We start from the raw sequence: 16,221 nt of genomic DNA, 5'->3' as shown, positions 1-16,221 counted from the left end.
AAAAATGTCACAACCATCTCTAACGCTATAGGTTACCTGCTTAAGCGTAATAATCTATACCTGAATTTAAACTAGTTGCTTGATTTAACCCTAAATCTAATTCTTCTGCCGAGAAATCATCCACATTCGCGCCCCCGGAGCCGCCACCTTCACCAAAACTGCCCTCACGGCGCTGGCCCTGATCTCCTTGGGATACATGACTATCGGCAAGTTGCATTCCCTGTTCCTGTAGTAATTCCCGTAAACGAGGGATGGCCTGTTCGATCACATCACGGGTTTGAGACTGGGTCACATGGAACTGAACTTGAGTCTGATCGCCATGCACTTGGATTTTCACTAGCATATGGCCTAACTCGGGTGGATCTAGACGAATTTCGGCATGTTGAATACCTTGACTCACCATAGTCACTAATTGCTGCTTCATCACGGGGGAGAAACGTTGGATCATCTCCTGCATCTGATTTTGAGTCTCAACACCCTGACGCAAAGAAAGCTGTACTTGCTGCGGATCTTGACGGTTAATCTGCACCTGCCCTGCAGTTGAAGCGAGTGTCGACAACGATTTAAACTCAGTAGGCTTAAGCTCTATTGTGGATGCCGTATCCTCTTCAGCCCTATTTAATAATGTAGTCTCTTGACGCGTATCAAGTGTGACCGCCAACTTAGCATCTTTGAGTATCAGCCCTGCCTTAACGTCAGCATTTGCGGTTACATCTTCGGCCTGCTCTCCATTACTCGGTTCTGTTCCTAAAATATTTAGCGGCGGAGTTGATACCTCTGCCGTCAGTGGTTTTATGCCGATGTCTTGGTTAACATTGCTTACACGATTATCCGCGGCAGCACTCGCATTCACAATAAACTGAGAAGATGAAGCAAGATCGCCACTAACTTGTGCGCCCGTCGAACTATTCAGTTTTGCTTCAACTGACGTCACATTAAATCTGTCGTCCTCTATGGGTAAGATACGAAAACCCTTTCCATCTAACCCTTTGTTTTTTAGTTTTGCTTCATCTAAGCCAGCATCTTGATTTATGATCCCCAGCCCTCTATTAGCGCTGGAATTTTCACCTTGAGTCGGTAAAGCATTCACACTCTGAGGCTTTTGAACTTGCAAATTGCCTTGGTTAGTCAGACCCGCGCTAGCCTCTTCAGCCATATCAGCCGCGCCTTGGGGTGTGCGACTTTGTTCTACAGCGTTTAACGCCGCAGCGCCAAACTCAGACGCTTTACCCAGCTGGGCAGATTGTCCTGCGACAGCGATTTCATCTGTCGACATTGCCACCGCTGAGGCGCCAGCATTTAAGAGGGATTTGTCACTCACATCTGCACCATCCTGAGTCGCAGGAGCGGCCTCGGATAACTTGAGTAATTCAGCGGAAAAGTCTGTTTTTGCTAAGTCGCCTTTAACTAAATCACTTTCACCATCGCCACTCGCAGCACTCATATCAGCGTCAATACCTGAGCCAGCATCTGAGTCAGCATCGGATGGATTTAAGTTGTCCCCAAGGAAACCCACCATAGTCACATAGCAAGCCGCCTCTATAACTTCGGCGTCAATATTTTGCTCGCCAGCCACAGCAAGCGGCAAGTTATCGCCCTGAGCTGCCGCTTTTTTCATTTCACTTGCCATGTCAATCTGGGCAAAAATTAAATTAATATCCTTGTCATCATCTGGCTGTGCATCATTTGCCGTCTCCACTTTGGTGGATGCAGCCCCCATTTCCGATGATGTGGAAGACTTAACCGCTTTGGAAGACGTCGAACTAACGGAGGCTAATGCTGCAGAAAAGTCTTCACTATTAGCATCTTGAGTTAATGTCTTGCTCGAACCCGCGCCATTTAGCCCAGGCTTTGCTAATAAAATATTCGTCATTTGTTGCATATTCGCTCTCCAATATCACCCCCTAGGAAAATAGAAATGCCAGGGTAATACGTCAATTTATGCTGCGGTTACAGTGAGATTAATGACAAGTAAGCAAATAGGGTGCCAATTAAGTGGTTATAAACAAAGAGGATGGGTATCACCTTAAGATGAGTCTGCTATAACACCAGTTCACTCACTGGCTATTTCGAATTGTAGTGCGCTGGCGTGTCTGTGATACCTGCAATGGAACAGAACTAAATAGTCGATTCCAATTGTAGATCACATTATAGGGCGAGCAGGGTATCGGTAAGCTGGCCCTCTGCGCGGTGGATGGCGTGGTGGAACCCTCAGAGAAGAGTTCATGGCGTGCCTGCGAGCGATATCCTGCGATGTAGCATAATTAGGATCCGTTATTTAGGGTTCAACATTTCTATTGCTGCTGTTTGCGGCGATAAAACTGTTGGGAGGCAAATTCGTCGGTCATTTTTTGTTCTTTTTTCAGTTCAAGTACTTGGCGCTTCTTCTCTTTATTATCTAGCAGCAACTCCACCGCCTTACGCTTTTTTTGCTTCTCTAGCCAATGCTGCTGACGAAAGTTTTTTTGCTTTTCGCCATCGGCGACAACGCGATTCTGCTGCGCGATGGCCTCATCAATCTGGCGAATAAAACGATGAAATTGATGATAATGGCTGGCACTGATGGCTTGCCCCTGCTGGGACTGCATCTGCTTCATATAATCTAAGCGATAGTTGTTTAGAGCCGCCAATTGATTCTGACGTTTTTGACATTCCAATTGTGCCGCTTTGAGCAATAATGCAGCTTGCTCTTCGGCATCCTTGGCCAATTTTAAGACGAGTAGTAAGGGATCAGCGTTCGCCATTTTGGCCTCGATTATTTACATTGAGCGGCAAGTTGCCCCAGCATGGCTTGGCTATCTGCAAAACTAAAGGCATCACGCATAGTTTGCCTTAGGAAGGCATTCATCGCCGGTTGCAGACGTACCGCATTATCGATCCGAGGATCGCTTCCCTGGGCATAGGCCCCGATAGAAATCAAATCCCGATTCTGCTGATAGAGTGAATAGGTTTGTTTGACACGCCGCATTGCTTCGAGATGTTCATTGGAGATAACCATAGGGGCAACCCGGCTGATGGAGGCCTCAATATCAATCGCAGGATAATGTCCCGAATCGGCAAGCGCCCTCGACAGGACAATATGCCCATCGAGGATCGCCCGTGATGCATCGGCAATCGGATCCTGTTGGTCATCACCTTCGGTTAACACGGTATAAAATGCCGTGATTGAACCTTGCCCCGGACCGCCATTCCCCGCCCGTTCAACCAGGCGCGGCAATTTAGCAAACACCGATGGCGGATAACCTTTAGTGGCAGGAGGCTCGCCTACCGCTAAAGCAATTTCCCGTTGCGCCTGTGCATAGCGAGTCAAACTATCCATTAATAACAATACGTTATATCCAAGATCACGAAAATATTCGGCGATACGCGTTGAGGTTTCACAGGCTCGAAGCCGCATTAATGGCGAAGTATCTGCGGGTGCGGCCACCACAACGGAGCGGGCTCGGCCCTTTTCACCCAAGATTTCTTCGATAAATTCTTTGACTTCACGGCCCCGCTCGCCAACTAACCCAACCACAATAATGTCAGCGGTTGTGCCTCGGGTCATCATGCCTAAAAGCACGCTCTTACCCACACCAGAGCCCGCAAACAGCCCCATACGCTGGCCTTTGCCAACAGTCAGCATGGCATTGATGGCTCGCACACCCACGTCGAGGGGCTCGGTAATCGCGCGGCGCGATAAAGGGTTAATCGATATACTGTGCCTAGATGCCTGCTGATCGGTTTGCAAAGCCCCGAGTCCGTCGAGGGGAACGCCATTTCCATCAAGCACGCGGCCTAATAGCGACAGCCCAACATTGAGTCCCGTCTGCTCACCCAGCGGCACAACCCGTGCGCCAGGCAAAACACCGCGTAATTCTTCGATAGGCATTAAATAGAGTAATTCATCATCGAATCCAACGACTTCGGCAATCAGATCTCCAGCCATAGTTTCGATAGAGCACAGACTACCCACTGGGGCACGGCAACCACTCGCCTCTAGGGTTAAGCCCACCACTCGAACCAATTGGCCACTTGCCACAGAACGAAACGGCGGCACTTTATCTATATAGTGATGGAATTTATTCAGCAGTTGATGACGGCGATTTTGCATCTTGCTCTCCATGGCCTTGGAGCGTTTCGGTTTCAAGATCACTTAATGCTTCGCCGGAAGCACCAGACTCACTGCCATGGAGCACCTTAGCAGCATCTTCCAGCTCAAGCGCTTCTTGTCGCTGTTGCTGCTGGTGAGTAACATGGGCCTGTTGATTGCGAAGGGATTCAAACACGGCATCAATTCGAGATGAAAGGCTGAGATCCACCAGCGAACGTTGACTACTGATAATACAATCACCCGCATTTAGCGCTGGATCGACTTCAAGTTGCCATTGATTGCGCGCCAGTTGAGTATTGGAGTATAGCTGCTCGACTAAGGTAACATCATCCGGATGCAGACGAATAGTCACGCTCTGCTCTTTAATCGGTAAGGATTCGACCCCTAATCGCAGGGCCGACAGAATTTGCTCTGGGTGGGTCTTTAATTCGTGACCGATCACAGATTTAGCCAGTGCCATAGTGAGTGTCATTAGGGACAATTCAATATCCCCATCAAGCAGTTGTAGCGGTTTTTCAAACTGGCTTAATAGGCCTTCGAATCGACTGATTAAATGTTTGGCTTCGGCAAGCCCGGCTTCTAGTCCCTGTTCATGACCCTGCGAAAATCCTTCACTATGGCCCTGCTCTAATCCTTCAAGCCTTCCTTGCTCCAGCCCTTGGGTAAAACCTTGGGTTTTACCCTCATTAAATCCTTCGGCTTCAGCCTGAGCCCGAATGTCTTCAATTTCAGCCATGGTCGGCGGCGCAACCATTTCAACCGTCTCAGGCTTAGTATGCTGATGCCCCGAGTAGCCAAATAAGTTGGAGACGCTAGCATCTTCAACTTCGGTGACATCGGGTAAGTTCCAGTGACTAAACTCGATTTCAGTGTCACTGACGACCTTATTCGACAATTTATTGTCACTCGGATTAGAGGAACTCATCACCAGCACCACCGCCTAACATGATTTCACCACTATCGCTCAAACGACGGGCAATCGACAGAATTTCTTTTTGGGCAATTTCCACTTCGCTGATACGGATTGGGCCCATCGCCTCGAGATCGTCACGCAGTAACTCCGCGGCACGTTTAGACATATTGCCCAGAATTTTTTCCTTCAACTGATCGTCGGTGCCCTTGAGAGCCTTCATCAACACATCTTGCTGCACTTCACGCAGCAAGGTCTGAATGCCACGGTCGTCCACATCGATAAGGTTCTCGAATACGAACATAAGATCTTGGATCTGTTGCGCCATTTCCTCATCGGATTCGCGCATGGTTTCCATTAACTGGCTTTCGATACCCGTATCTAAGTAGTTCATAATGTTAGCAGCGGCTTTTAAACCACCCATCTTAGCCGCCTGCGCACCACCTTGACCGGCAAACTGTTTTTCCATGATATCGTTCAATTCCTGTAATGCTGCGGGCTGCACTTCTTCAAGATTCGCAATACGCATCATTAAGTCTAAACGGGTATTCTCGGGGAATTGGCCAAAAATCTCCGCGGCCTGGTCCGGCTCTAAATAAGATAAAACAATGGTTTGGATCTGCGGATGTTCATTTTGGATAATAGTGGCGACTTGGCGCGCATCCATCCATTTGAGTGAATCGAGGCCCTTAGCACCGCTGCCCATAATAATCTGTTCAATCAAATTACCGGCTTTGTCTTCACCTAAAGCTGCGGTCAATGCCTTACGAACGAACTCTTCGCTATTAAAACCAATGGAGGAATACTTTTGAATATCATCAAGAAACAGCTTATGCACGCCGATGACTTTGTCTTGCCCAAAGTCTTCCATTGCCGCCATGGCCATACCCACCTTCTGCACTTGCTTAGGTTCTAAGTGCTTGAGGATAGAGGCGGCATCGGCTTCGCTCAGACTTAAGAGTAAGATTGCCGTTTTTTCGATACCGCTCATGTCCTTCACATTAAAGCTTGGGACCTCGGCGACTTCTTTTGTTTTATTCTCAGCCATTGTCTTGTAACCAGTTTTTCACGACTTGAGTGGAAAGCTCGGGCTCATTCGCCACAAGCGCACGGATAGCTTTAATCATATCATCATCTTTATGAAGATTAGGGATAAGAATTGAACCATCATCGGCATAACTGTATTCAGCATCTTTAGTATTGAGCATACCTAAGGTATCGGCGGCGTATTGGTCTTCGATCTCCGCCAGTTCGTTACCTAATCTTGAGTCCTCTGGCATGTTCACGCTATCGGGGTAGATTAAGCGTTTTAGCATTGGACGAACCACAGCCAAAATCAACACTAGGATAACCAAAGCACCCACACCCAATTTAACCGCGCGCCAGAACCAAGGCTGTTCCCATAATTCTGGGGCAGGTACATCCTCAACCAGTTGATCCATAAAGGGCACAGTCACAACCTCTAGCACATCACCACGTTGAGTACTGAAACCAACAGCACCTTCTAATAAACGGCGGATATTTGTCAGTTCTTGTTCGGTACGAGCCACCCGTGCCACTTGGCCATTCTCACCCGCGGCCCCGGGTTTAAAATCGACCGCAACCGACACACTGATGCGACGCACGACGCCAATTTGCTGACGGGTGTGGCTGATAGTAGTATCAAGTTCAAAGTTTCGAGTCGCTTCACGGTGGGAATTACCCGCTGTGACGCTTTCTGTCGTCCCTGCGTCTGCGGTTGCATCCTGCGGAATATTTGACTCCATTGGCGGCTGATTCGATAGGGCGCCAGGAATGCCGCCACTTGACCCGCCAGTGGTATTATTTTCAACCGTCATTTCGCTGCGAAGTGAGGGCAAGTCTGGGTTAAAGCGTTTTGCCGTTTGCTCTACTGCAGTAAAATCCATGCTGACATCGACCTGGGAAGTAAAATTCTCAGGGCCTAGGATCGGCACCAAAATCGATTCTATCTTAGTACGGTACTCGGCTTCTTTTTGTTGCACTAATTCGAGTTCACGGCGAGCCCTAGCAGAGACACCATCTTGACTGCCAGAATTGAGTAAGCGGCCATTTGAATCGGTCACAGTCACGCGGGAGGGTTCTAGGCCTTGTACGGCAGAGGCAACGATATCGACAATCGCATCGACTTCGCCTTGGCCTAAACCACCACGGCGCGTATTGATAACAACGGTTGCACTCGGTTGAGAGGTATTACGGGCAAAGACGTTTTCCTTAGGCAAGGCGAGGATAACCTTAGCGCGGCTGACACTCTGTAACTGCTCGATTGCGCGGGCTAAATTTTCTTCTTGGCTGTGTTTAAGACGCGCCTGCTCCATTCTTTGACTGACGCCAAAACCACTGTCTTGGGTTAAAAAATCTTTGCTTGAGGTGGCGCCATCGATACCCGCGCGACTTAACATCATTTTGACTTCTTGATATTTATCTTCAGGTACCTTGATCACATCGACTTCGATCTGGTACTTGACCTTATTTTTATCAAGCACATCGAGCACTTGCACCATTTCCTGGGTTTCCATTTTACCCAATGGACGATACTCAGGTTCTTGGGCCCATATCATGACAAACACGGCTAATGCTAAACAAATGGCCAATGCTAGGATCATAGTGATCTGGCGCATCATGTCGACACCGCCAAGGCTCCCCATCATGCCTGATTTATGTTCTTGCTGGACACCTTGGTCCGCTAAGCCGGAATTCGACCCGACAATCATTTCTGTGCTCACGATTCGTACCTGCTGATTGGGTTATTCACTGGCCTAAACAGGCATACTCATTATTTCTTTATAAGCTTCAACAAGTTTATTACGCACTTGCACAGTAGCTTCAAAGGCAACGCTGGCTTTTTCACGGGCAATAACAGTATCGGACAGGCTAACCGTTGTGTCCCCCATCTCCAAGCGTGTGGCTAAGTTTGACGACGTCGACTGCAGGCCACTGACATTACCAACCGCTTGGGAGAGCAACTGTCCAAAATCGGCACCGCTGGTATTATTCACTTGCTGCATGATATTGGGGGAAATACCAAAAGACGGGGTAATTTCACCTTTAAGTGACTGCATTTCCTGCAGTAATGAATTGGCGCCTATTTGCATGCTGAGCTCCCAGTCGTCGAGTTCTTGACGATCAAAATATCTATAACAGGGATAATGCAAAATAGCGGCCAAGTTTAAATGAGGTCCGCTGATGAGGATAAATCCATTGAAAGGAATGACTAGCTAGCCAAAAACTGACACATAAAATAGGCCTTAGCTGCGGCTAAGGCCTCTATATAGCGGAAATTTTTAATCAAAACTTATCTTGGCAATTGCTAACTGGGTAATTGAATACCCATATCGCGCATTCGAGCCATTTTATACCTTAGGGTTCTCGCGCTGATCCCCAGCTTTTCAGCAACCAGTTTTCGGCTGCCTTGGCACTGGGCTAAGGTTTCTAAAATGATCACATGTTCCTGTGCTTTTAGCTCTTCACCCAGCCCATCCGGCTCAGCGGCAAACTCCATATCATCCGCACTTAACGGTACATCTTGAGCATCGATAATAATGTCATTGGCTGTAATCACTGCGCCAGAACGCAGGATCAAAGCTCTTTGGATCACATTATCTAACTCACGCACATTGCCTGGCCAGCGGTGGCTTAACAGACGACGACGGGCATGCTCATCCAATTCTGGCACTTCAGCAACATTGAGCGCTTTGGCATGCTTAGCAAGTAAATGGCAAGCAAGCGGAAGAATATCCGCGGGTCTTTGATTTAATGCAGGCCATGTTAGCGGAAAAACGTTAATACGATAGTAGAGATCTTCCCTAAATCCCCCTGCCGCAACGACCGCTTTTAAGTCGCGGTTAGACGTTGCTAATACCCGCACATCAAGCTTGATCGTTTTACGACCGCCTAAACGCTCAACTTCACGCTCCTGCAGTACCCTTAACAACTTCGCCTGTAGACCTAAGTCCATTTCGGATATTTCGTCTAGCAATAAGGTACCGCCCTGGGCCTGCTCAAACTTCCCAGGACATGCCTGATAAGCACCGGTAAAGGCGCCCTTTTCATAACCAAAGAGCGTGGCTTCGAGCATATTTTCAGGAATGGCGGCGCAGTTAATGGCAACAAAAGCTTGTGCTGCACGGCTACTGTGTTGATGTATATAGCGTGATAACACTTCTTTGCCCGAACCACTTGGCCCCATGATCATCACGGATGCATCGGATGCAGCAACACGCTGCGCGAGTGCAAGTAACGCCAAGCTCTTATCATCGGCAACAACGGGTTGATCGCTGTTTTGTTTCAAGGGCAAATAACGGGACACTTGATTTAGCAGTACTTCAGGTGCAAAGGGTTTTGCCAAATAATCAACGGCGCCTAATTTAATCGCGCTAACCGCACTGCCAATAGTGGCATAGGCAGTCATTAATAATACTGGCAGCTTAGGGTGATGTTGCTGGAGATAATGCAGTAAACCTAAACCGCCAATACCTTGCATCTGCACATCGCTTATCACTAAATCGAATTGATGTTGCTTTAAAGCGAGTATGGCCTCTTCACCCGATGCGACATCGATACAGTCGTATTGCGCTAGCATTAAGGTATCGAGCAGTGCCTCACGTAGTGAGGCATCATCTTCAACTAACAGCAATTTAGCTTCAGACATGGGGCTTCTCCAAAGGCAATACGGTCGCCGATTTAGCCCTAGGGAAAGCTAATGAAACAGTGCAACCTCGGTTGGGCAAACAACTTAAGTGTATTTGACCACCGTGATTACGCACAACCGATTGCACCACGGCTAACCCCAGACCCGTTCCCTGCGCTTTGGTCGTGAAAAATGGCTCCAATACTTTTTGCTGCATATTTGCATCTAGGCCTTTGCCATTATCAACCACCTCAAGTAATAACTGATCGGCAGACTCAGTCGCGACGATACGAATTTCGCTTGCCCCCGCCTCTAAGCTATTCATCACGAGATTATTAATCGCGGAGCTAAGCGCATTGGCATTAGCCAGCATTAAGCTGCATGAGGTATCGGTAAAGGACAGCACACAATTCTGCTTAGCCACTATGGGCTCGCAATTGGCCATAACATTGGCTATCACATCCTCAAGGGCAATCAATTCACCTAATTCATCTTGACGCCCTTTTGCCATTAACAACATATCATTGACTTGTCGTTCAAGCTCATTAAGCCTATCGACCAATTTCTGTTGAAATTTGATTTTCGCCGATTCGGATAACTTAGGGCTGGCGAGATTAGAGGCGTACAGCAAAGCGGCAGATAGCGGAGTGCGCACCTGATGTGCCAAAGTTGCCACCATTTTCCCCAGCGCAGATAATCGTTGGAGGTGTGAAAGGTTTTTTTGTAACAGACGCGTTTCAGTGAGATCGGTCAAGACAATTAATTGCCCTGGCTCGGGGGTGAGTGGCGTAATCGCCAACTTAACGCGGCGACCATTACGCAAAGAAACTTCATGCCCATCATCCTCTTGGGGGGCAAATGCTGAGTGGATAACGTCAATCCAACGGGCACCACGTAGCGAGTGTTCAAGCAATTCTACCGCGACAGGATTAGCGTCGATGACAATACCATCACCATTTAAAATCACCACGCCAGAAGGCATAGCCTGTAAAATATGTTCCATTCTATTGGACATATTTGCGGCCTCACGCAGTTGGTTCCATTGCTTGCTAGTGTGCTTGAATGTCTCAATTTGCGCTAGTGGGTGGGCTGACATAGTCTCACTCCGTCAAAAAATTGCTTATGACGGAGTGATTGCAGGTTCTATGCCAAATTAAAAGATGAATTTTTGAAGTAAAATCAATTGAATAACAAAAAACTGATGCGACTAATCTTTTGTCATCCCGTACTTACGCATTTTTTCCACTAGGGTGGTTCGACGTATACCGAGCATCTCTGCGGCACGGGCAACCACATTATCCTGTTGCTCTAATGCTTGACGGATCATGTCAATTTCGAGTTCTGCCAATAAATCCTTCAGATTGACTCCCTCCGGCGGCAATTCACTCGGGAAACGAGTTTCAGGAATTTCAACGGGCTCTTCACTGGTGAAGATAGACGCTAAGGCATCACGCTCCTGTTGTTCTTCGCTCATTTCAACACAGTATTCAGGGACATCTATATGGCGATATTTAATAGGCAGATCATTCACATCGACCAAACCGCCAGGATATAAAATGGTTAGGCGTTCAACGAGATTTGATAACTCTCTAACGTTACCCGACCAAGCATGCTCTTTTAAGGACTCGATGGCCCGCTGGGTAAAACGCACTTTACCACGGCCTTCATTGTAGACTCGGCTAACCAACTCCTGCAGCAATAAAGGTACATCGTCCCTACGCTCACTCAACGCCGGCATTTCAATGGGAAAAACATTGAGCCGATAGTAAAGATCCTCTCGAAACTCATTGCCCGAGATCATGCTTTCTAAATCCCTATGGGTTGCAGCGACCACTCGCACATCGGCATTAATCGTTTTAGTGCCGCCCACACGCTCAAAAACCCGCTCCTGCAATACGCGAAGTAATTTTACTTGCATTTGCAACGGCATATCACCGATTTCATCGAGGAATAAGGTGCCACCTTCAGCAAGCTCAAAGCGTCCCTTGCGGGAGCTGATCGCACCGGTAAAGGATCCCTTTTCATGCCCAAAAAGCTCACTCTCAAGCAATTCCGGAGGAATAGCGCCACAGTTCACGGGAATAAAAGGACCATCACGGCGCTCAGAAAGGTAATGGATATTACGGGCCACCACCTCTTTACCAGTCCCAGATTGTCCTAGGACTAAAACTGTTGCATCTGAGGTTGCCACTTGATTAATCAAGTGTCTCACATTGGCAATACCTTCACTGCGCCCGACTAAGCTCCTAAATAGCTTAGTTTGATTGGCACTTGTGGGTACTTGAGGGCGCTTTACTTGGCCGTAAACTTGGCAAAAATGCAGCAATTCGGTTAACTGAGGGTAGCTAAGTGGCTCTTCAATTTGCCCAAGTACATTCGATGCTTGAAGATCACCAATATCACCGAGTAGCAATATAGGTTGCCACTGGTACTGACCAGCGAGTGCTTTTATTGCATCTATGGTTGTATTTTCGGTACAAATAACCAAAGCACGATAACGGGTCTCTTGGAGGCAAGTGCTTAGTTTTTCGATGGCAATTACTTCAATTTGCTCACCCAAAAATTCAAAAATGCAACACAGGCGACTTAAGCGCTCTGATGGGGTTCCGACAAGTAAAATTCGTTGATCTGTTTGCATCATTCAGTAGGCCGTAAAGCGCTAATAGGTATTAATTCGCATTAATTATTTATGATTAGTTGCTGTAAAAGCTTAACAAATTCAATGTAACAATCTGTGCCACCATCACTACTGTGATGAATATTGTATTATCAGCAGTCGAGAAGCAAGCTTCGGATGCGGATTATGCCAAACTGAATTCATTTTAGTTCATTTATGCCATGATTCTAGTTAAAACAGTCAATAAATTGACATCAGCCAAAAAAAAGACGCACTCAGTGCGCCTTCTTCCTGTTGATCTATAACCCAATTAACTCGCTTCAGTATGGGAAGACACATTATGCTTATCCGCTGGGATAGCATCCCAACCTTCTTTGATCGTGCGTAAAATATCGCATACATCATCAATGGCTTTCACATCATTATTGAGATTGGCTTCGGATATTTTTCGTAGCATAAAGTCATAAAGATCGCTTAAATTTCTCGCAATCTGCCCACCGGCATCCATATTCAAACTATTACTTAATCCAGTAATAATACCGATAGCTTTATTGATATATATACCTTTATTGACTAGATCATTTTGCTCAATCGCATAACGACTCTGTGCCAAACGTTGAAGCGCACCAGCAAACATAAGCTGGATGATTCGATGCGGTGAAGCCACGGTAATTTCACTTTCTAATGAAACCTTACGATATGATTGCAGTGAACCTCTCATAAACACCTACCTATTTGAATCTATAGTCTCGTAAACACTAATCTTGCGCTTATTCTTACTACCTGCATGTAATAAGGCTTGCCTGTCAGCCATGATAATGCTTGCCTTACTTGTAAAGTCTTGAGTAAGCTCAAGCTGACGCTGAAGATAGTTAGCATCCGTCATATCGGCATCAGTAACTAATACATTGAGTAAAAGTTGACGCTCTCCAACCATAATATGCAAATTAGAGACCAAGTCGTCGGTTTGTAAATCTTCGGCAGGAATTCGTGTCAATTGGCTAAGAAGTTCACTCAATGCAATATTCAGTTCATCAAGTTGTTTCACGAGCTTATCCCCTTACTGATCCAATAGGACTAACTCTTTTTGACCGCGCCAGGAAGCGAGTTTAAGCGATCGACTAATCCACTACTTTGTTGATTTAATTGTCCAACAACTAAATCCATCGCATTAAATTGTTTAGTTAAACGCGCCGTCAACTGATCCATTTTAAGGGTAAACGCTTCCCTTTGGTCAGCAAGGCGGTTCTGTTGGTTGGTATAACTTGTTTGACGATCGGCAATCAAACCGCGGGATTTAACATAGCTATCCGCAAGATCATTAAATCGGTTTGCAAGCCCTTGTTCTGGTTTTGAAAACAATGCTTCTATGTTAGGCATATCTTCAGAAAGCGCTTTAGTCAGCTTAGTGTCATCAATAGACATTTTGCCGTATCGATCCGTTTTAATACCTATATCATACAGTGCGATCGAGCCACCAGCTTCAGTTGTGACTCGCTCACTTGAAATACTACGTAACTGGGACTCAATAGAGCGGATCATAGAATCGCCCTGTAATGCCGCAGCTGTCTTTTTATCTTTATCGTATGCCGACATCTTATCAACAGCTGTTGCTAGGCTATTATAGGCATCGACAAAAGCTTGGATATTGGTCTTTACAGCATCGTTATCTTGTTCAATTTTAACCGTTGTCGTTTTAGCAACATCCGCATCGGTTAAATTAAAAGTAACACCATCTATGGCATTTTTGATTTCATTTGATTGTGAGGTTACTTTTTGATTATCAATATAAATAACTGCATTTTTCGCATCTTGAAGGGTGGAAATATTTCCCGCGCCAAACATATCACTAATGCCTGTACCTGAAGTATCATTGGCAGTAATACTAATTTGATTATCTTCGCCCGTTTCATCGGAACTAAACACTAATTGGCTGCCCGCATCAGTGGTAATGACAGTTGCTGTAACACCTACATTATCAGAAGCCTCATTGACTTTTTTAGCAATGGCAGCCAAAGAGTCAGTTGCGGCAATATCGACTGAGAAATTCTTACCATTGACTCCGAAATCTAAACTTCCTTCACCGACAGGCAAAGTGGCATCGGCCACACTTTTTCCAGCGACCTTATGGCTGACAGCTAGTTGTTCAACCTTAATGCCATAGCTTCCTGCTTGAGCGGTTTTATCTGCAGTCGCCTTCAGGTAAGTTTCATTACTTACAGAAATTTTTCGCTGATTTAGCGCATCGCCTGTTTGTAATTTTTTGATAGCATCTTGAAAAGTAGACAGCGCACTTTTTAAGCTTCCCATGGCAGAAACTTTGGCTTTAATACTGTCTTCGGTTTTATTAAACATCGCCTCTTTCGGCGCTTTTTCAGCATCAACTAACACTTTTACAATGTTAGCGATGTCCAAACCTGAACCGATACCTGTCGCTGTTAATGCCATATCAACCTCTACTCATCAATACTCACTACATTCGAGTGAGTCTTATGCCTCTGTTTTCATCAAAAGCCCTGTCACTTCAGACAGTTTTTCAGCTAATTTCAACGCTTCTTCACTCGGCATTTGTCTTATGACATCGCCAGTGTCTCTATCTAAGACAGTAACAACTGCTTGACCTGAGTTTTCATCAACCTTAAATGCGAGACCTTTACGCATCATAGACATCATATCAGAAAGTTCGGCGGCAACTTGAGTTAACTTACCTGGTTCCTGTTCATTATCCGCAGCATCAGCTTCCATTGGTTGCTCGATCGCCGATACGTTAGCATCACGTTTCAATTCTGCATCTGCAACCGATGTTTTGGGCGGTAATTGAGCTAGCTCAACTCTATTTTGGACCAGAGCAGATGAATTTGCTATATGGATATCCATAGCCATTCCTCACTATATTGAGCATTTGTTTTCATCAATTGTTCAAACAAATACATCATAAAGTTTAATCACCATTTTATGTAGCAAAGGGAGATCCGTCGCCGAACCTCCCTTAAAACCATTTCACTTCAGTATGTTATTACAACAGTGATAAGGCTACTTGAGGTAATTGGTTAGCTTGGGCCAACATCGCAGAACCCGTTTGTTGTAACACTTGGTTCTTAGTCATTTGTGATGTTTCTTTAGCAAAGTCAACATCCACAATACGGCTCTTCGCATCGGCAACGTTAGCTTGAGTATTAGCACTGTTGCTAATGTTGTGAGCTAAACGGTTTTGTACCGCACCTAAATCAGCACGTTGTGTATCGATCGTTTTAATGGCTTTATCAATTGCGGCGAGTGATGATGCACGGTTTGCAGAAGTCGCAAGCACCAATCCACTAATTGACAGAGATGTTTTATCTGTTTTCTTCACTTTTACAGTAACATCTTCGCCTTCTTGGTGACCCACTTGGAACACTTTTCCAGTAGAGAAGCCACCTTGCATTAATTTTGTACTACCGAAAGCAGTTGTTTTACCAATGTTGTCAATTTCAGTAACCAATTGATCTATTTCAGCTTTCAATGCTGCGATGTCGTCTGTACTGTTTGCACCGTTTTCGGCTTGAACAGTCAAATCACGCATACGCTGTAACATGTTAGTCTGTTCTTGCATTGCACCTTCAGCGATCTGCGCAATTGAGATAGCATCGTTGGCGTTACGCATACCAACTTCTAGGCCGCGTACTTGGCTATTTAAGCGGTTAGAAATTGCTAAACCAGCAGCGTCATCTTTCGCGCTGTTAATACGCATACCACTGGATAAACGTTCCATTGATGTGGCCAAACCACCAGCAGATGTATTTAAGTTTTTCTGTGCTTTTAAAGATGTGACGTTAGTGTTTACTGTAATGGCCATGATCGTTTCCTCTTTATACCTGGCTTGTTAGCTAAATTTGCCTGTCTACTTAAGCCAGGCGGGTCTTAGTGGTTACAGTATATTTAACGGCAGCACCTTTTTTATCTTTAGGATTATT

At 46.0% G+C, this 16,221-nt stretch carries 15 protein-coding genes; all 15 read right to left on the bottom strand.

The window, feature by feature from the left end; all coding sequences use genetic code 11:
* Positions 1-40: 40 nt before the first annotated feature.
* The 15 genes from MJO46_RS18715 to MJO46_RS18645 all read right to left on the bottom strand — a co-directional run bounded on the left by MJO46_RS18715 (position 41) and on the right by MJO46_RS18645 (position 16,103).
* Positions 41-1,882: a flagellar hook-length control protein FliK gene (locus MJO46_RS18715; RefSeq protein WP_253990624.1), complete on the bottom strand. Its 1,842-nt coding sequence runs from the start codon at positions 1,880-1,882 to the stop codon at positions 41-43.
* A gap of 412 nt (positions 1,883-2,294) precedes the next feature.
* Positions 2,295-2,744, bottom strand: coding sequence for a flagellar export protein FliJ (gene fliJ, locus MJO46_RS18710; RefSeq protein ID WP_253990623.1), 450 nt, complete (start codon positions 2,742-2,744; stop codon positions 2,295-2,297).
* A gap of 11 nt (positions 2,745-2,755) precedes the next feature.
* Positions 2,756-4,093 (bottom strand): flagellar protein export ATPase FliI, encoded by a 1,338-nt coding sequence (gene fliI / locus MJO46_RS18705; RefSeq protein WP_253990622.1) that lies wholly within the window; start codon positions 4,091-4,093, stop codon positions 2,756-2,758.
* On the bottom strand, positions 4,062-5,018 hold the full coding sequence (gene fliH, locus MJO46_RS18700; RefSeq protein WP_253990621.1) for a flagellar assembly protein FliH: 957 nt from the start codon (positions 5,016-5,018) through the stop codon (positions 4,062-4,064). Before fliH ends, fliI begins: the two co-directional genes overlap by 32 nt.
* Positions 5,005-6,051, bottom strand: a complete 1,047-nt coding sequence (fliG, locus tag MJO46_RS18695) for a flagellar motor switch protein FliG (protein WP_253990620.1) — start codon at positions 6,049-6,051, stop codon at positions 5,005-5,007. The genes fliH and fliG overlap by 14 nt, the downstream gene beginning before the upstream one ends.
* Positions 6,044-7,735, bottom strand: a complete 1,692-nt coding sequence (gene fliF / locus MJO46_RS18690) for a flagellar basal-body MS-ring/collar protein FliF (RefSeq protein ID WP_253990752.1) — start codon at positions 7,733-7,735, stop codon at positions 6,044-6,046. The genes fliG and fliF overlap by 8 nt, the downstream gene beginning before the upstream one ends.
* 45 nt (positions 7,736-7,780) lie before the next feature.
* Positions 7,781-8,116: a flagellar hook-basal body complex protein FliE gene (gene fliE / locus MJO46_RS18685; protein ID WP_007649711.1), complete on the bottom strand. Its 336-nt coding sequence runs from the start codon at positions 8,114-8,116 to the stop codon at positions 7,781-7,783.
* 215 nt (positions 8,117-8,331) lie between these two features.
* Positions 8,332-9,672 carry a sigma-54 dependent transcriptional regulator gene (locus tag MJO46_RS18680; protein WP_253990619.1) on the bottom strand — a complete coding sequence of 447 codons (1,341 nt, stop codon included), beginning with the start codon at positions 9,670-9,672 and terminating at the stop codon, positions 8,332-8,334.
* A complete protein-coding gene (locus tag MJO46_RS18675; RefSeq protein ID WP_253990618.1) occupies positions 9,665-10,747 on the bottom strand; it encodes a PAS domain-containing sensor histidine kinase in 1,083 nt (360 codons plus the stop codon). The genes MJO46_RS18680 and MJO46_RS18675 overlap by 8 nt, the downstream gene beginning before the upstream one ends.
* A 111-nt stretch (positions 10,748-10,858) precedes the next feature.
* Positions 10,859-12,292: a sigma-54-dependent Fis family transcriptional regulator gene (locus MJO46_RS18670; protein ID WP_253990617.1), complete on the bottom strand. Its 1,434-nt coding sequence runs from the start codon at positions 12,290-12,292 to the stop codon at positions 10,859-10,861.
* Positions 12,293-12,578: 286 nt separating this feature from the next.
* Complete coding sequence (fliS, locus tag MJO46_RS18665; protein ID WP_198780523.1) at positions 12,579-12,989, bottom strand: flagellar export chaperone FliS; 411 nt, start codon at positions 12,987-12,989, stop codon at positions 12,579-12,581.
* A gap of 6 nt (positions 12,990-12,995) precedes the next feature.
* Entirely contained in the window at positions 12,996-13,316 is a 321-nt protein-coding gene (locus tag MJO46_RS18660) for a flagella biosynthesis chaperone for FliD, FliT (protein WP_253990616.1), read from the bottom strand.
* Between the two features lie 29 nt (positions 13,317-13,345).
* A complete protein-coding gene (fliD, locus tag MJO46_RS18655; protein WP_253990615.1) occupies positions 13,346-14,716 on the bottom strand; it encodes a flagellar filament capping protein FliD in 1,371 nt (456 codons plus the stop codon).
* Positions 14,717-14,758: 42 nt separating this feature from the next.
* Positions 14,759-15,145 (bottom strand): flagellar protein FlaG, encoded by a 387-nt coding sequence (locus MJO46_RS18650; protein WP_253990614.1) that lies wholly within the window; start codon positions 15,143-15,145, stop codon positions 14,759-14,761.
* 139 nt (positions 15,146-15,284) lie between these two features.
* A complete protein-coding gene (locus tag MJO46_RS18645) occupies positions 15,285-16,103 on the bottom strand; it encodes a flagellin (RefSeq protein ID WP_253990613.1) in 819 nt (272 codons plus the stop codon).
* Between the last annotated feature and the right edge of the window lie 118 nt (positions 16,104-16,221).

The organism is Shewanella sp. KJ2020, assembly GCF_024197625.1.
Classification (GTDB): domain Bacteria; phylum Pseudomonadota; class Gammaproteobacteria; order Enterobacterales; family Shewanellaceae; genus Shewanella.
The sequence above is the reverse complement of the archived record's forward strand: the minus strand, read 5'-3'. Positions and strand labels throughout refer to the sequence as shown.